Origin of the sequence: Clostridium paridis, assembly GCF_016765615.1 — a bacterium.
Lineage (GTDB): Bacteria > Bacillota > Clostridia > Clostridiales > Clostridiaceae > Clostridium_T > Clostridium_T paridis.
The window spans coordinates 209298-226391 of sequence record NZ_JAESWA010000017.1; the positions used below are offsets into that span (position 1 = coordinate 209298).

Sequence of the window (17094 nt, forward strand, 5' to 3'; positions counted from 1 at the left end):
TTGCATATTTTTACTAGTCAATGCAGATACTACCTTCATAAATATATGACTGGAGGATATAATTATGAAGGAATTGAAAAAAGGAGTATATTGGGTAGGGGCTACCGATTGGAAAGTACGTCATTTTCACGGATATGAATTGTCAACCCACCGTGGAAGCACATATAATTCATATTTAATTAAAGACGAAAAGACAGTTCTCATTGATACCGTATGGGAACCCTTAACTGATAGATTTCTTGAAAATTTAAGAGAGGTAACAGATATATCAAAAATTGATTATATAGTAATGAATCATTTTGAACCAGATCACTCTGGCGCCTTACCAGCTATAATGGAATACATACCTAATGCAACTATAATAGTTTCAAAAGGAGGAGTAGAGACTTCTAAAAGACATTACCATAAAGACTGGAACCTTAAAGTTGTAAAAACAGGCGATAGGATAAGCATTGGGAAAAATGAACTTGTTTTTATCGAAGCTACTATGCTCCACTGGCCAGACAGCATGTTTACATATCTTACAGGTGAAAATATATTATTTTCTAATGATGCCTTTGGACAACACTTTGCTTCCTCAAGCATTTTTAATGATGAGGTAGACGAATTTGAAGTAAATCAAGAGGCCCTAAAGTATTATGCAAATATTCTAACTCCATTTAGTAGGTTTGTAACCAAGAAAATTGATCAAATTAAAGGATTAGGATTACCCGTTGATATGATTGCACCAAGTCATGGTATCATCTGGAGGAAAGATCCTATGATGATAGTTGATAAATATTATGAATGGGCAAAAGGTAATTCAGAAAAAAGTGTGGTAATTGTTTATAACTCAATGTGGGGTGCTACATATAAGATAGCAGCATTTATTGCTAAAGGATTAGAAGCTTCCGGTGTAAGTTATAAAATACTCAACGCAGCCACAGCTGATAGAAATGATATCATAGCTGAAATATTTAAATCCAAAGGAATTTTACTTGGTTCTTCTACTGTAAATAATGGACTTCTCACATCTCTTTTACCAGTTATTGAAGATTTAATTGGTCTTAAGTTCATAAATAAGGTTGGTGCTTCTTTTGGAAGTTATGGATGGAGTGGGGAATCTCCAAAGATTCTCTCTGATTATTTATCTAAAGCAAATATAAAAGTACTACAAGACGAATTAAAAATTAAATACATGCCTGATGATAAAGAACTTGAAGATTGTATTACCTTTGGAAAAAACTTTGCTGATAAACTTCTTCAAGAATTTGAATAATATAATATTTACACCTACACTAAAATAGGAATCCTTAAAGCCTTTAAGAATTCCTATTTTAATATTTATTATAAATTATTGTCTTATGTCTCCATATTTATCTTTATTAATCCTAAAAATTAGAATCTCTAGAACAATTCCAACTACTATTCCTACTCCATATGCTAATAAATCTAACCATGAAAATACATAGCCTAATATCAATCCACCTAATGTAGTTTGCCTAATCTTATCAATCCAATCTGCATGATATAGTTGACTAAATTCTATTATAAAACAGAAAGAAGTTGCTATTAATGTTGCAGTTTTCAGCTTTATTTTAATAAAAATAAATCCCACAATAAAAAAGATCATAAGAGCCCATAAAATATCTCCCAAGTATAAACTTTTAAATCTTCTTGTCATTAATCCTAAGAATACTACAATAATTATAATAGTACCGTATAGAATTCTATTTCTCTTACATTCATTTTTTATTAAATTCATGAAATTCAACATCAAGTATACTCCCTTGTTCCCCTAAATTGCTTTGCAACTCATTTTTTTCATTCAAAATATTAAACTGCTGAACTTCAGATAAAGAATCTAATATTACTATATATCCATCTTCACTTGATACATTTTCTCTTACATCCTGCCCACTTGCAAACTTAATGTCTATCTTACTAATTTGGACTGGAATTTTTATATCTTGCTTTGGATCCCATTTAGAATTATTAAAAGTTCCAAATAATATAGTACTTTTATCAAGTATACATTTATTAATACTAAAGCAATTACTTATAGGCGTTTCTCCGCTAGTCCATCTAGTGACATTAAATTTATCATCAATAATAAATAAATTAGTAGACCTATGTCCATCACCAGAATATTTTTCTGCTAATACTAGATAATTATTTTTATAAGTCTTTGTATTATAAACTTTTAATTCTCCATTACTTTTAGCATCTAATTTAAAATAAAAATTTGATATTGCCTCTTTTATTAATTCCTCTTTACTTTTAAAATTTGTATTTCCTTTTGTAGTATATAAATTTTTTGCTCCACAACTTACTAATGTTATACAAATTAGTACTGGCAGTATTGTCTGTATAAACTTTTTCAACTTAACTACCCCCTAATTCTAATTTCATTAGTATCTATATACCATTTAATTATTGTCTTTATTTTAAATTTAAATACGAAAATTCCTCTAAACAATTACTAATAGCTTCTTGTGTATCTGGAAAGCTTATGTCAATATTATTTAGCTTTTTATTTGATATCCTTAAATCTCTTTTGCAGTCTTTATATCTATCTGCATCTTTTATCAATGTATCTTCTACTCTATTACTTAATGCCATCTGTTCTATAATAAACTTTCCTATATCATAAGTACTTAAGCTATTTTCACTTCCTGCATTATATATTCCACCTGGAATATTAATAATTTTACTGAAGTTTTGAATTAAATCATAAACATAAGTAATACCTCTATACTCATTTGCAGGTAAACTTATGCTTTCATTTGTAATTGCAGCTTTTACGATATTCCATATTATATTTGAATTAACCTTCTTTTTTCTCTCTGGCAAGCTAAAAAGCCATGTTAATCTTAAAATTACTGCATCATCTACTATTTTCTCTATAAGATTTTCTGCTTCAATCTTATGTTTTCCATAAACAGTATTTGGCATGGCTATGCATTCTTCACTATAAGGTCCGCTTTGAATATTTCCGTTATATACTTGGTCAGAACTTAGATATATTAGTTTTGACTTTGATACATGACAGCCTTTAGCTACATTTATTGAGCCTTCTACATTAACTTTATAAGATAGTTCTGGATTTCTCTCACAAAGCCCCGTATCAGATATAGCTGCAGCATGTACTACATAATCAGGATTTATATATTTTATTTGTTCTATGCTTTCTTCTTTTGTTATATCTAAATTCTTCTTGTTTAAGGAAACTATATCAAACTCATTTTTATAATATTCAATAAATCTTGAAGCAAAAAATCCCTCTGCTCCTGTAACTAATATTTTTTTCATTTATGTCATTCCTCCCGACAGTTATTTTTCTCTACATTTGATATTTTCTACTTACTTCCACTTTCTAATGCATTTTCTATAGACTTTAATATTACTTTGCTGCTAACAGTTGCACCTGATACAGTGTCTACCTTTACCTTCTGTTCCTTAAGAACCTTGTCCACCAAAACTTCTGCAGGCTTTCCTCTATCATACTTATGTTTTACAAGGTCAATCTTAGTTATTTTATGATCCTTCACCGTTACCTTTACATCTGCCGCTACCCATAAAGTTTCTGTGCTTCCTTCATAGGTTCCATCTGGAACTTTTGTAAGATCTACCTCTGAAATTATTATATCATTAACCTGCTTTTGATAGGTTTTTAAATCCATATATGACTTAATACCTTTTACCCCAAAGTAGATTGCTATTATAGCTGCAATTGCTATTATTGACACTATTATTTTTCTTTTACTCATTCTATCTCTCCCCATTAATTATTACGATACTTATCTTTATTATAATATAAATTATGAATTATTTACCAGTTAAGTTGTGTTAAAAATAAGACGCTTGCTATATAAATATGTTTGAAATTATTCCCCCCACTAATCTTGCTACATCTGTTTTTATACGAGTTGAATTATTAGGAATGTAATAAGTACAATCCTTACTTAACCATCCATTCTCTTTCCAATACAAATAATCTAAATTATCTTCTTTACTATATTTCTGCCAATTTTTTTGCTGTATTTTAAATATCATAAGAGAATAAAATGTGGGAATTAATTTCTCAATTATATAAAGAGAATCAAAGAAATTTTTAGCTATTGCTTTGATATCATTACTATATTCTAATTCAACTTTCTCCTTATCCATTAGTGTACCAGTTCTAAAGTTTCTTTTTGTAGATATATTAAAACCCCAACTTTGAATAGCTGCGCTTATCGTTCTTATAGCATGGCTAGTTGCCCCTCCGCCTGAAGTTGTAATAATAATTGATTTCTTTCCTGAAAATGCAGGTCTATGACAAATAAAGGCCATCCGGTCTATAAAATTTTTCATTGTTCCATTAACATCTTCAACATAAACTGGACTTGCAAATATAACACCATCTGCCTTAATCATCTTATCTCTTATATTAAGCAACCCATCTTTTAGTGGACAATATGCCTCACCCTTATTAAAGCAAATTCTGCATCCCCTACATAATTGCAATTCATAATCAAATAAATTTATCCACTCAATATCTAAATTTACACTTAGATTCTTAGCGTATTGTACTGTTTCATTTTCTATAGATTTTACAATGGTCGCTGTATTGCCATTTTTTCTGGCGCTACTTATTATTACAACTATCCTCAAAATTATCTCACCTCTATTTTGGGAAAATATATCTGATAATTTTATGTTAATAAATTACATCCATTTCTTTATTTTTCTAGCAAATTCCTCTATATGCCTATTATCCGTTCCACAGCATCCACCAATAATTTTTATTTTATCTTTATTATGAAGCTTTTCTATACTTAATGTTAAATCTATTGGAGAATCTGATTTTATTGTAGTTAGGTTATCTAGCTCTTCAGGTTCAAGAGGAGATGCATTTGCTTGAATACCTAAGAAACGTTCTTTAACAAGATTTGTCCTATTTGCATCTTCTAACAAGGCTTCACTAAGTATATTAGGGTGTACACAATTAACCATATATCCAAGTGGTTTTCTATCTGTTGCTAAATCAATAGCACTAATAGCATCATTAATAGTTGTTCCATCTAATAATGCCCCATTTCTTCTTATCATAAAGCTAATAATATAAGGTATATTTGTGCTTTCCATTGCTTTTGCCATCCCAGTCGCCTCAAAAATTTCTGGCATTATACCTGCAAACAAATAATCAACTTTTGATGACTCAAACTCTTTTGCTTGCCAATGATGAAATCTATAACTTTCTTCTTCTGATAGTGCTTCTTCATAATTGTATGCATCACCTTTGCACCCCATTAGCCCTCCGATATATATTTTATTTTTATGCGAAGGATACTTTTCTCTAATGTCTTTTAGAAAATCAACATTATCCTTTATAACATTTTTATCATAATAAGATGAATTTGATATTCTCGTCTTATTAGCTCTTCTGGTGGGTGTCATAAGCATAATTGGTAACTCATATTTCTCTGAAGTCTCTATATACTCCATATATATATTTCTAAGAACAGTGGCTTTTTTATCATTATAAATTAACCCTGCATGCATGATTTCTTCATTTAGTTTAATATTGTATTCTTTCTTTAATCTCTCAACAATAGCCCCTTCAGTAAGTATATATTTATATTTATAAAAAGATGAAAGAAATGTATTATGATTACTTATTTCATTATTCATATTTTTCGCCCCCTAAAATATGTATAAATATAGCCTATGTTAATTCACATGTAAATATATTACTATAATACTATATTATGAAAATCATTAACAGTAAAAAAGTCTAGCATAAAAGCTAGACTTTAACATTTATTTTTGATACATTAGTTCATAGTATTCTTTAAGCATTCTCTCTACAGAAAAATATTTCTTAGTACTATTAATGCTGGCTACCATCATATTAATCCATTTTTCTCTATTATCATAATAAGTAGGAATAACCTTTTCAAGTAAAACCTTATATAAAGCATCTTTGTCATGCTCATCTAGTTCTTTAAAATCCTCACTCTCAAAGCCATCTCCAAACTGCCAACCATTAACACCATCTTCACAGGCTTCTGGCCACCATCCATCCAATATTGAACAATTAATTACTCCATTCATTGCTGCCTTCATACCAGAAGTTCCGCTTGCTTCTAATGGTCTCCTTGGATTATTAAGCCATATATCAGAACCTCTAGTTAGCATTTTACCTATAGTCATGTCGTAATTTTCTAGAAATACCACAGAATTTGGATAAATCTTTGACATTTTAACTATATTCTCTACTATTTCTTTACCCGTATCATCTAATGGATGTGCTTTACCTGAGAAGACAATTTGTATCTTCCCTGCTTTTAATAATGGCTCAATTATTTCTTTATCAGAAAAAATCAAGTTACTTCTTTTATATGGTGCTGCTCTCCTTGAGAATCCAATTAGTAACTTATCCTTATCTAATTTAACTCCATTTCTTTCATATACAAATTCTATTAACGCTTCTTTATTAAACATATGCGCATTCCATATATTATTTTTGCTATCTTCATCTATATTAAAATCTTCTGCTGCCTTAAGCATTCTCTCATCTACCCAAGTCTTTAAATGAATAGCGTTTGTTATTCCGATTATATCTGATTTTCCTTCTACATTCTTCCACATCTTATTTGCTGTGTCTTTGTGAAGCTGAGCTACTCCATTAGATATTTTTGATAGTCTTAATCCTCCTACTGTCATATTAAAAGGTGAACCACCAATCTCTATTAATTGTTCTATAGTTAATCCACAGTTAGCACCCATATACATTAATCTATCTATATAATGAGATTCATTTCCTTGAATTATAGGTGTATGTGTTGTAAATACTATCTCTTCTTTTGTCTTTTTTAGTGCATCCTTAAAAGTTAGTCCACGATCCATTTTCTCTCTTATTAATTCAAATCCAGCAAAAAGTGCATGTCCCTCATTAAAATGATATATATCTGTTTCTATTCCTAAAGCCCTTAAGGCTTTAACTCCACCTATTCCTAGCACCATCTCTTGTGCTATTCTTTCTTCACCAAACCAGCCATATAGTTGTCCTGTTATCCACGCATCTTCATTCTCTGGTAAATCAGTATCTAATAAATATATAGGTGCATTATCATATTTATCAACTAACCACACCTTACATACAACATCTCTTTGGCGTATTTTCACAGTAACTTTAACTCCAGTATCCTTCAAAAAATCATACTTATAATTATGATAAGCATCATAAGGTTTATTATCGGCTCCTATAACCTGATCCGAATACCCTTGTTTCCAATTGATTCCTATCCCAGCAATAGGGTAATTATATTCTTTTGCTCCCTTTAAATAATCTCCAGCAAGAATACCTAATCCCCCTGCATAGGTTCTCATTTCAGTATCTAGAGCATATTCCATACAAAAATATGCAACACTAGGCAATTTCTTCATAAAATAACCACCTCTCAAAACTATGAAATAATATTATATTGTTATGAATAAGCTTACCCCTTTACAATTGTTTCTACAGCCATATTATAACATGTTATTTTATAAGCTAAATCATTTTTTTCCTTTATATATTAATTTTGTAAGTTCCCACAAAATTAAGTGTATTGCGTTGTAATTAAAGCATAAAAAAGTAGACCTAAGAATAGGTCTACTAAAATTAACTAAAGATATTTTGCCTCCAAGCTTTCTAAAATATGTATATATAGTTTACTAACTTCATCTTCTATAGCTTTATTTTCAAAATCTTCGCATTCCTTATTTATTTGTTCTAATGATTCTTTTGATAATTTCCTTTGAGCAAATGTATATACTGTATTATCTTCCTTTTCAATGTGTCTTGTTAGCAAGTGAGTATAGGATATTGCATTAGCAATTACATCTAGTTTGCTCTCCTCATCACCAGCTTTAACCCTATCTAAAGCAAGCTCTAGTTCTCTCATATGTAGCCTTCCTAAGTCATGTTCTACGAGCATACCTTGATTAACTAATTTATCAGCTACTCCTCCAATTTCACTTACCATTCTATTGAAAAGAATCTTTTCCTCTTTACCATGATGATGATTATCAGCGTAATTTCTTACAAAATCAATTATCTTAGAAAAGTCGTCATATGATATGTCCTCACCTTGTAAAATTCTAAAGCAAACCCTTCTAACTACAACAAGCATTCTTTTAATATATTTATGTTCATCTACCATTAAACTAATTGCATCCATAGTTAACCTCCTAAATATTTTTTATTTTTAAACCGTAGAACCCTACCTTTTCCTTTGTTTCTGCTAGTTGTTTATCAACTATACTAGCTTCGTTTATATGGTCAATAATTGTATCTGCTGTTACTTTAAGTATCTCATCTACATCACTTATCTCTGAGCTCATATTTTCTATATGCTTCTTTTGAACTATTAATGTTTCCATTACTTCTTTAACTTCACTATCCACCTTTGTAACTGCAATTAAGCTTTCTTCAATTTTGTTTACAGCTTTTTCTGATGCCTTTACTCCCATCTCTATCGCTTCATTTGATTTATTTGAGTTATCTAGCACTATTCTCGTTTCAGCTTCAATGCTCTCAATTAAGCTTGAAATATCTGTAATACTTGTTTTCGTCATTTCAGCTAACTTTCTTACTTCACCCGCAACAACTGCAAACCCTTTTCCTTGTTCTCCTGCTCTAGCTGCTTCTATTGCTGCATTTAATGCTAACAAATTCGTTTGTGTAGCTATACTTGTAATTAGGCCTACTACCTCATTTACTTTTCCAAACTTAACAACTAGCTCATTTATACTCTCCATGCTCTTTCTATTTTCAAATTCAAGAGATTTAATTATCTTAGCCATTTCCTCAATAGTTTGCTTACCTTCATTAGATTTATTCACTGTATCTTTAGTAAGCGTATCGAGATTTTTGCTTTCCAAATATAATTTATCAGTTGATTCATTAGTTGTAACTGTTAGATTGGATATTCTATTCATATGTATTTTAATATCACTTGCAAGTTCTGCAAGTCCATCATGTTGTTTATTTACTATATGATGTTGATCCACAGTCTTTGAAATTAGATTATTAACTGAATCTATAAATTCAATCGCTTCTTCATTTATCTTTGTTTCATTTTTTATTGTATCTTGTTCTTTAGCTAGATATACTGGTTCAGTATTTCTCTTTTTAAAATTTAACATTCGTTGCCTCCAAATACCTAAATCTTATTTATATAAATTAATTATAAATTCTTAAGGTCATGAATTAATATGATTCATATCACACTTTAGTTTAATAATAACAAATTTTTCTTATTTAATATGTAACCATAGTTACATAACCTTGACTAGATATTCTATATTTTTCTAATTATTATGCATAATCTCTATATAAAAATTGGAATACTATAGTAGATTTCTTAAATAAGAGGTGATTTCCTTGAAAGAAAAAATTGTTATAGTCGGTTGTGGTGCTGCTTCAGTCTCAGCTATTAAAGCAATACGCTCTATTGATTCTAATAATGAGATCCATGTATACAGTGATGAAGCTTATTTCCCATATTATCGTCCCAAAATATCTAAAAAACTCTTAGATAACTTAAATGAAGATGAAATATTAATACAAAAAAAAGATTGGTATGAAAATAATAATGTAGAGCTTCATTTAAATTCAAAAGTAATAAAATTATCTCCGGAGAATGATGAAATCATTCTTAATAATGAAAATACTGTTTCTTATTCAAAATTACTCTTGGCTACTGGTGCAGATAACATAATACCTAAAGTTCGAGGAATACATAAATTAGGGGTGTTTACATTAAGAAACCTAAATAATGCATATAAAATCATCGATTTTATTAAAAAAAGTGACTCCATTTTATTAATTGGAGGTGGAATTCAAAACCTTGAAATGTCTACTGCTTTAAGTAATTTCGGAAAAAAAGTTACAATTCTTGAACTTGCCCCTAGACTAATGCCTAGGCAGCTTGACATATTTGCTTCAGAAAAACTTAAGAGAACTTTGGAGAACAATGGTGTTAATGTTATGCTTTCAACTGAAATAGATGAAATACTTGGAGAAGATAGAGTCAAAGGATATGTAACAAAATCAGGGATAAAGGCCTATTGTGATATGGTGATTTACTCAATTGGAATTTTACCTAATATAGACATTATTCAAAATACAAATATAAAAATAAATAAAGGCATTATAGTTAATGAGAAAATGCAAACTTCTTTTGGCAATATATACGCTGCTGGCGATATTTGTGAATATAATAATAGGATTTACGGACTTTGGGATATTTCCACTAAACAAGGGAAGGTTGCTGGACTTAACATATGTAATGAAAATACAGTATTTCAGCTCCCTATTCCAATAACTTCCCTAGATACATTTAATATGTCTTTATATTCAATTGGAGATGTAGAAGAAAAATCTGATAGTCTTATCTTAGTTGAGACTGATGCTAGCAAAAATAGATACTATAAAGTTCTTCTTCAAAATAATCATATTACTGGAGCTATAATTATTGGCGACCTTAAGACCTTTTTAACCATAAAAAAATTTATTGAAAATGATATAGAAGTTGAACTTAATAAATTTAATAATATTTCAGTTCATGAGCTTATTGATATAATTAAAAATAGAATAAATAGTAAAATACCTGCATTGTAAACATATGCAGGTATTTGTATTTTACAAATTAGGATCTATTGTATTTTTCCCTTCTTTATAGTGCATCAACTTATGTGTTGCTGGACCTTCCAAAATTTCACCATCATAAGAAAATCTTGATCCATGACATGGGCAATCCCATGAGTGCTCAGCATCATTCCATTTTAATTCGCATCCAACATGAGTACAAGTTATATTTACTATATGTATATTGCCTTCCATATCCTTATACGCCCCGTATTTATTATTATCTAGTTCAACAATTTTTCCTTCACCACATTCAAGTTTTAATCCATCCTCACCTTGTTTTATCTTCCCTGCAATAAGTTCTTTGGCAACATCAAAGTTCTCAACGATTAGATTTTTATACGCTTTCATTGTAAAAGCTCTTGATGGATTATATACATCTTTCCAAGGATTCTTTTTATCAAGTACCATATCAGTTATTATTCTTGCTGCTGTAGTTCCATTAGTCATGCCCCATTTCCCAAACCCTGTTGCAACGTAAATATTTTCTTTTGTCATTGTAAGCCTTCCAACGTATGGTACATCATCAATTGTTATATAATCCTGAGTTGACCACTGGTAAGGGAAATCTTCTACATCGAAGATAGACTTTGCAAACTCTTTTAAGTTGTCATAGTGCTTCTTAAAATCCTCTCCATGTGCTACTTTATGACTTTCTCCCCCAACTAAAATTAGTTGTTTTTCTTTATCCCTTTGCGCTCTTAAAGAACGTGTTGGTTTTTCTGCATTTATAAACATTGCATTGGGGAATTTCTCATTTATTCTCGTTCCTACTATATAAGATCTTTCAGGTCTGAGCCTTGCAAAATATAAACCTAATCCATCATAAAATGGGAAATGAGACGCTATTATAACTTTCGGAGCTGTAACCTTCTTACCATTTCTAGTTAATATTTTTATATGATTTCCTTCTTCAAGTTCACATGCCTCGGTATTTTCGAATATATAACTTCCATCTCCTGGTATCTTTTCTGCCATAGGCAACAAATATTTTCTAGGATGAAATTGAGCTTGATTTTCAAAAACTACAGCTGCTTTTATTTTATAATTTAAAGGTAATTCTTCTGTGTATTTTGCTTTTATTCCAAGTCTTGATGCAGCTTCTACTTCTTTTTCTATTTTATTAATATAGCTTTCATCATTTGTATACACATAAGATGGTGCTCTTTCAAAATCACAATCTATATTAAGTTCATTTTTAATACTTTCTACAAAATCAATAGAGGATTCATTGGCTTCTGCATATTGCCTTGCCTTTTCTACTCCCATGGAATTAATTATCTTACAATATATTAGATTATGCTGTGAAGTAACTTTTGCTGTAGTATGACCTGTAGTTCCTGTTCCAATTCTACTAGCCTCTATAACTGCCACCTTAAACCCCTGTTTTTTAAGAATATAAGCTGAAGTAATACCCACTATTCCTCCACCTATAATGGCGACATCAACCCTAACATCTTCTTTTATTTCGTCATAGTTAGTTTTTCGCGTTGAATCAATCCAATAAGAATTTATTCCTTCAAGTAAACTCGAATCATTAATTGTGTTATTCATGATTTTCCTCCTTTCACTATTACGATGTTAGTATTTGAACCTGTTGCCAAATTATTCATATTATAATAGCAAATTAAATAAAAAAAGACTCACTTTAAAAAGTAAGTCTTTCAGTTATAAATCATAATTTTTCTTTTCTTCCAACAAATAAATCTACTATAAATACAATTGCAGCTGCTAGAAGTAACCAATGTATGAGTACTCCTCCAATTCTAAAGATAAAACCTAAAAGCCATACTGCAACAACAATAGCACCTAACCATCTTAATAGTGTCATTCTATTCACCCTTTCACTTATGTAAATTTTATGTAATTAATTTATTATACGAATTCAGGTTTTTTTGCTTCCGGAGATTCAAAATATTTTCCAGGTTTTGATAAGTCAAAATAAAGCTTAGAATCTTCAGTAACACCAAAATCTTTATTTGAACCTGTATCTTTTACCCTATTTAATGCTTCTCTAAACAAGGCGTTATGTGCCTCTTCACGATTCAATAGAAAATCTATAGTTTCTTTAACATATTTATCATTTATCTGTCTATATAAATATTCATAAACTACCTTTGCTCTTTGTTCTGATGCTATGTTAGAGAGTAAATCAGCTACTAAGTCTCCTGTAACTGATACATAGTTAGCTGTCCATGGAGCACCTGAAGAATTTATTAATACAGGAGATAAGCCTGATAATACATGTGATTGAATTTCCCCAACCTCTACACCATTGTAGTTAACATCATGCCCATTTAATAAATTAATTGTTTGAGATACCATTTCCATATGACTTAATTCTTCTGCTCCTATATCTAAAAATAAATCTTTAATTGCTTGATCTTTCACTCTAAAGCTTTGTGAGATATATTGTAAAGCAGCTTTTAATTCCCCATTTGCACCGCCTAATTGTTCCTGCATTAATACTGCATATTGAGGATTTGGTTTCTCTACTCTAACGTCTCTTAACAAGTTCTTTTCATGCTTAAACATCTATACACCTCCCAACCGTAATCTTTATTCCATATTAGTTTTTCTATTTTTCAATAATATATGCATATAAAAGAAAACAGCTAGCAGTACTACTAGCTGAATAAATGTGAGATATATATAATAAACTTTTTCTTTATTTTTGCCATAATATTTGACTTTATAGAAATCCTTTTAATTCATTAACATTTCTCTCTTCAAATTTTAATAATTTATTTGCAATATCAAGAATTTGTTTATCTTGATTTTCATATGCTTTAATTTTCTTTGTTATATCTATAATCCCCATTGTACTACCTCTAATTAACATCTCTGAGATATGAGATGGTGTTTTGTTAACAAGTGTATTTATATTAATCATTATGTATGTAGAAACCTTCGTTAATGTTCCAATTCCTTTTGACTCACGATTAAGCTCTTTAAGTTTCTTATCTGCCATATCAAAAATTGTTTTATACTCATTTAATTGTGATTGCAGATTATTTTTAAAAGTCTGATCGTCAACCATAGGAATTAATTGTTTTATTGTACTTTCACCCATCTCGGCATTTTGATAAATATAATTTAATAACTCATTATTTGCATCCATATATATCACCTCCAATAATAATTTGCGTAAATTTCAAATTATTTATTCTTATATATCCATAAAAATCTTAAAGCTAATTATGTATAATTCACAAGCAATTTTATTTTTACATAATTATGGCACTGTCAAATATATGGACTAGTACCAATTACAAAACTTGTTTGTTTTGATTTAGATGATACTCTGATTAAAGAAACCCATTCTGTTATGTTACCATGTATTTTAAATTGTAAAGAAAAAGAACACTCTCTCACTCAACAACAGGAATAGGAAGGAATTTTTGACTACATTTTAGCCGCCATTCTTAAATATATATTATAAGCTTAATTCAAAAAACGTATAATTTGCATTACTACTCAAGTGCGAACTAAAGTCCAGCAAATAAACTTGCTGGACTTTTAAATTTATTGTGCTTTCCAAAGAGCTGGAACATTTGGTGGTTCCCAGCCTACTAGAGATGTATGACCTTGTAAACAAACATAGGCTATTCCACTATAAGTTACTAAATCTCCAGCCTTATATACTGTATTTGGAGCCCATGCTAGTACACCACCTGGATTTGTATTGCCTTCTTGAGTTTTAACTGAAATTGATGATGACCACGCACTTGCACCTGCAGAATTCACTGCTCTTACCATATAAGTATGAGTTGAAACTGCTGCTAAATTTTTATTTTGATATGGGCTGGTTACATTAGTAATTATATTACCATCTATGCTAATGTCATAGCTAGTTGCGTTCGAAACAAGATTCCAACTTACATTTATTTGCGATGAGCTAACTGAAGTTCCTGATAAACCTGTTGGTACTGCTGGAATAGTAGTTACAGGTGGTGGGTTTACACCATCAAAATATGCTCTATAGTTATTTGTGAATTCATAATTATTTTTTGCATCCCAATTCACTGACCAAGACATTAGTCCTCTAAATCCAGGATATCCACTTGAATTAACAAGTTTATAGGATCCTCCATATGAAACACCCTTGATTATATAATCTAGTGCTTTTTTCATTTCAGTTGGGCTTATATATCCTCCACTTGGAGCTGCTGCAGCGCATGCTGGAAGACCAATCATAACTTGATCTTGTCTAAGTGCAGGAAATATATTACTTGAACTTCCTGCTATAGGAAATCCATGAAGTAACATCTCTGCCATGGCAACTTCATAATCAGCTGTCCCTTGAGTATAAGTTCTACCGTCAAGAGCTGCTCCACTACCTGCATTATAATGCTGAACATGAATGTAGGTAAGCTTGTCCCTAATTCCGTAAATAATTGGCAAGTATGCTCCCCATATATTCCCATAGGCTGTATATCCACCTTGCACGTATGCAGTTTCAGGAGCCATACTAACTATGAAATTAGAACCATAATGATCACTAATTTCTCTAATTGCTGATATTAGATTTAATATTTGAGGAGTAGTTGGATTTTTAAAATCATTATCTCCTCCGTTTAATGCGATACCAGATTCAAGATCAATATCAATACCATTAAACCCATACTTGTCAATAATTGAAATCATAGAGTTTACGAATTTTTGTTTAGAAGCACTGTCAGGTAAAATAACAACTCCATTTTGCCCTCCAATAGAAAGAACAACTTTTTTACCTAAGCTGTTTAGATAAGCAATGTCAGACTTAAAATCTGCATCTGACCCAGTAACTGGAGAAAATTGCATTGTGCATCTATCTCCTCCTGATTCTCCAAATGCTACATTGATAACATCCCATTTTGTAGATACATTTCTAAGGTTTATTATCCCTGTACCATTATCAAAGTTATGCCAGTAACCAACTAAGAGTCTAGTATTAAGAGAAGTGGCTGCAACAGTACTATAGCCAGGTATAATAGTAAATAGCAGTACTATCGCTAACATCATGGGGAATAGTAGTTTAAGACCTTTTTTCATTTTAATCAAACTCCTTTCATTTTATTTATGTAAATATTATAAGCTCCAATTATTACTATCCCATCGAGTACAATGTACCATAATTATACATAAATTACAATATGTTGATGTTATTTTTTAAAACTATTTAATTTATCATTAAATTTATTCAATAAAATAAGACCCTAAGCCTTTATAAAAGCTTAGGATCTCCATTTTTAAACTCCACCCTTAAATAAGTTTTTGAAATTATATTTTAGATTATCAAAGAATCCACCTTTTTTAACATCCCTATCAGAATATATCTCTACAGTTCCTACTTTTTCATTTCCAAGATAATATTCACAATTTCCTATGGTTTCTCCTTTTTCATATGATTTCTTACTTTCATCTAGTACAATTTTTTGTTCTAATTTCTCATTAACTCCTCTTGGTAGTACAACAATTAAGTCAGCTTTAGCTTTTGCAATAAAGAATTTGTCTCCTGCTTTATTTAATGGAACCTTCACTACATCTCCATCTTTATCAAGGACCTTCTTACCCTCAAATTTTGAAAAGCCAAAATTTAATAACATTGAAGCATCTCTATTTCTTATTTTAAAAGTAGGTGCTCCCATAATTACTGCAAGCATTCTTACTCCTTCTCGAGATGCAGTTGCTGATATACAATATTTTGCTTCTGCTGTATATCCAGTTTTTAATCCATCACAACCTTTAAAAAATCTTACTAGTTTATTATGATTAACTAGTTCAATTGGGCTTTTTCTTCCCTCTGATATTGTCTCCATATATATTCCAGAGTATTTTAAAATTGTTGGATGTTTTAATAATTCCATAGACATAATTGAAATATCGTTTGCTGTTGTCATGTGACCATCTGCTGGTAATCCTGTACAATTTTTGAATGTTGTATCTTTCATACCTAGTTCTTTTGCTCTTTCATTCATTTTTCCCACAAATGCTTCCTCTGTACCAGCAAGATATTCAGCCATAGCTACTGCTGCATCGTTTCCTGATGCAATTGCAATTCCTTTTAAAATTTCTTCAACTGTTCTTACTTCGCCAGTGTCAAGTAGCATTGTGCTACCACCCATCTTCTTTGCATTTTCAGAAGCTGTAATTTTATCTGATAATTTCATCTTACCTGAATCAATAGCTTCCATAGCAAGTAGCATAGTCATTATTTTAGTTACTGATGCTGGTGCAAACTTTTCATGAGAATTTTTTTCAAAAATCACTTTACCTGTAGTTGGCTCGATAAGCATTGCACTCTTTGCTTCAACATTTATTCCTGACTCCGGCTCTGCTGCCATAGCTGGAATACCAATCATTGAAAAAATACTTGTTACTATTAATATTTTTGCTATTAGTTTATTATTGAACTTTATCATTTGCAATCCTCCCTTCAAAAAGTATTTTTA

At 30.4% G+C, this 17094-nt stretch carries 17 protein-coding genes; 2 read left to right on the plus strand and 15 right to left on the minus strand.

All coding sequences use genetic code 11. From position 1 onward, the window contains the following. Positions 1-64 precede the first annotated feature (64 nt). Entirely contained in the window at positions 65-1258 is a 1194-nt protein-coding gene (locus JK634_RS04140; protein WP_202766356.1) for an oxygen-binding di-iron domain-containing protein, read from the plus strand. A 75-nt stretch (positions 1259-1333) separates the two neighbouring features. Here the strand turns inward: JK634_RS04140 and JK634_RS04145 are convergent, their stop codons facing one another. The 9 genes from JK634_RS04145 to JK634_RS04185 all read right to left on the minus strand — a co-directional run bounded on the left by JK634_RS04145 (position 1334) and on the right by JK634_RS04185 (position 9156). Then, positions 1334-1744 carry a ribosomal maturation YjgA family protein gene (locus JK634_RS04145; protein WP_202766357.1) on the minus strand — a complete coding sequence of 137 codons (411 nt, stop codon included), beginning with the start codon at positions 1742-1744 and terminating at the stop codon, positions 1334-1336. Continuing rightward, the gene (locus JK634_RS04150) at positions 1725-2363 is read right to left on the minus strand and encodes a hypothetical protein (protein WP_202766358.1); all 639 of its coding nucleotides are present in this window, start codon (positions 2361-2363) and stop codon (positions 1725-1727) included. Before JK634_RS04150 ends, JK634_RS04145 begins: the two co-directional genes overlap by 20 nt. Before the next feature lie 58 nt (positions 2364-2421). Then, positions 2422-3291 (minus strand): SDR family oxidoreductase, encoded by an 870-nt coding sequence (locus JK634_RS04155; RefSeq protein WP_202766359.1) that lies wholly within the window; start codon positions 3289-3291, stop codon positions 2422-2424. A gap of 47 nt (positions 3292-3338) precedes the next feature. Next, complete coding sequence (locus JK634_RS04160; protein WP_202766360.1) at positions 3339-3749, minus strand: FMN-binding protein; 411 nt, start codon at positions 3747-3749, stop codon at positions 3339-3341. A 97-nt stretch (positions 3750-3846) separates the two neighbouring features. Beyond that, entirely contained in the window at positions 3847-4635 is a 789-nt protein-coding gene (locus JK634_RS04165; RefSeq protein ID WP_202766361.1) for a flavodoxin family protein, read from the minus strand. Positions 4636-4689: 54 nt separating this feature from the next. Further along, complete coding sequence (locus JK634_RS04170) at positions 4690-5655, minus strand: homocysteine S-methyltransferase family protein (RefSeq protein ID WP_202766362.1); 966 nt, start codon at positions 5653-5655, stop codon at positions 4690-4692. A 129-nt stretch (positions 5656-5784) separates the two neighbouring features. Continuing rightward, positions 5785-7413 (minus strand): alpha-glucan family phosphorylase, encoded by a 1629-nt coding sequence (glgP, locus tag JK634_RS04175; protein WP_202766363.1) that lies wholly within the window; start codon positions 7411-7413, stop codon positions 5785-5787. A 221-nt stretch (positions 7414-7634) separates the two neighbouring features. Further along, a complete protein-coding gene (locus tag JK634_RS04180) occupies positions 7635-8189 on the minus strand; it encodes a hemerythrin domain-containing protein (protein ID WP_202766364.1) in 555 nt (184 codons plus the stop codon). Positions 8190-8199: 10 nt separating this feature from the next. Beyond that, positions 8200-9156, minus strand: a complete 957-nt coding sequence (locus JK634_RS04185; RefSeq protein ID WP_202766365.1) for a methyl-accepting chemotaxis protein — start codon at positions 9154-9156, stop codon at positions 8200-8202. A 238-nt stretch (positions 9157-9394) separates the two neighbouring features. Between JK634_RS04185 and JK634_RS04190 the strand changes: the two genes are divergently transcribed. Further along, complete coding sequence (locus tag JK634_RS04190; protein WP_202766366.1) at positions 9395-10633, plus strand: NAD(P)/FAD-dependent oxidoreductase; 1239 nt, start codon at positions 9395-9397, stop codon at positions 10631-10633. Between the two features lie 21 nt (positions 10634-10654). Here the strand turns inward: JK634_RS04190 and JK634_RS04195 are convergent, their stop codons facing one another. The 6 genes from JK634_RS04195 to JK634_RS04220 all read right to left on the minus strand — a co-directional run bounded on the left by JK634_RS04195 (position 10655) and on the right by JK634_RS04220 (position 17064). After that, complete coding sequence (locus tag JK634_RS04195) at positions 10655-12214, minus strand: FAD-dependent oxidoreductase (RefSeq protein WP_202766367.1); 1560 nt, start codon at positions 12212-12214, stop codon at positions 10655-10657. A 121-nt stretch (positions 12215-12335) separates the two neighbouring features. Further along, positions 12336-12491 (minus strand): lmo0937 family membrane protein, encoded by a 156-nt coding sequence (locus JK634_RS04200; protein ID WP_202766368.1) that lies wholly within the window; start codon positions 12489-12491, stop codon positions 12336-12338. Positions 12492-12535: 44 nt separating this feature from the next. Next, positions 12536-13195: a manganese catalase family protein gene (locus tag JK634_RS04205; protein WP_202766369.1), complete on the minus strand. Its 660-nt coding sequence runs from the start codon at positions 13193-13195 to the stop codon at positions 12536-12538. Positions 13196-13352: 157 nt separating this feature from the next. Further along, positions 13353-13781, minus strand: coding sequence for a hypothetical protein (locus tag JK634_RS04210; protein WP_202766370.1), 429 nt, complete (start codon positions 13779-13781; stop codon positions 13353-13355). Positions 13782-14185: 404 nt separating this feature from the next. Next, positions 14186-15694 (minus strand): carbohydrate-binding protein, encoded by a 1509-nt coding sequence (locus JK634_RS04215; RefSeq protein WP_202766371.1) that lies wholly within the window; start codon positions 15692-15694, stop codon positions 14186-14188. 197 nt (positions 15695-15891) lie between these two features. Then, a complete protein-coding gene (locus JK634_RS04220; protein WP_202766372.1) occupies positions 15892-17064 on the minus strand; it encodes a D-alanyl-D-alanine carboxypeptidase family protein in 1173 nt (390 codons plus the stop codon). Positions 17065-17094: the final 30 nt, after the last annotated feature.

What these genes read in the sequence shown, in the direction of transcription:
- JK634_RS04140 (WP_202766356.1), top strand. Translation starts at nt 65, where the DNA reads ATGAAGGAATTGAAAAAAGGAGTATATTGGGTAGGGGCTACCGATTGG.
- JK634_RS04145 (WP_202766357.1), bottom strand. Translation starts at nt 1,744, where the DNA reads ATGAATTTAATAAAAAATGAATGTAAGAGAAATAGAATTCTATACGGT.
- JK634_RS04155 (WP_202766359.1), bottom strand. Translation starts at nt 3,291, where the DNA reads ATGAAAAAAATATTAGTTACAGGAGCAGAGGGATTTTTTGCTTCAAGA.
- JK634_RS04160 (WP_202766360.1), bottom strand. Translation starts at nt 3,749, where the DNA reads ATGAGTAAAAGAAAAATAATAGTGTCAATAATAGCAATTGCAGCTATA.
- JK634_RS04170 (WP_202766362.1), bottom strand. Translation starts at nt 5,655, where the DNA reads ATGAATAATGAAATAAGTAATCATAATACATTTCTTTCATCTTTTTAT.
- glgP (WP_202766363.1), bottom strand. Translation starts at nt 7,413, where the DNA reads ATGAAGAAATTGCCTAGTGTTGCATATTTTTGTATGGAATATGCTCTA.
- JK634_RS04180 (WP_202766364.1), bottom strand. Translation starts at nt 8,189, where the DNA reads ATGGATGCAATTAGTTTAATGGTAGATGAACATAAATATATTAAAAGA.
- JK634_RS04185 (WP_202766365.1), bottom strand. Translation starts at nt 9,156, where the DNA reads ATGTTAAATTTTAAAAAGAGAAATACTGAACCAGTATATCTAGCTAAA.
- JK634_RS04195 (WP_202766367.1), bottom strand. Translation starts at nt 12,214, where the DNA reads ATGAATAACACAATTAATGATTCGAGTTTACTTGAAGGAATAAATTCT.
- JK634_RS04200 (WP_202766368.1), bottom strand. Translation starts at nt 12,491, where the DNA reads ATGACACTATTAAGATGGTTAGGTGCTATTGTTGTTGCAGTATGGCTT.
- JK634_RS04205 (WP_202766369.1), bottom strand. Translation starts at nt 13,195, where the DNA reads ATGTTTAAGCATGAAAAGAACTTGTTAAGAGACGTTAGAGTAGAGAAA.
- JK634_RS04210 (WP_202766370.1), bottom strand. Translation starts at nt 13,781, where the DNA reads ATGGATGCAAATAATGAGTTATTAAATTATATTTATCAAAATGCCGAG.
- JK634_RS04215 (WP_202766371.1), bottom strand. Translation starts at nt 15,694, where the DNA reads ATGAAAAAAGGTCTTAAACTACTATTCCCCATGATGTTAGCGATAGTA.
- JK634_RS04220 (WP_202766372.1), bottom strand. Translation starts at nt 17,064, where the DNA reads ATGATAAAGTTCAATAATAAACTAATAGCAAAAATATTAATAGTAACA.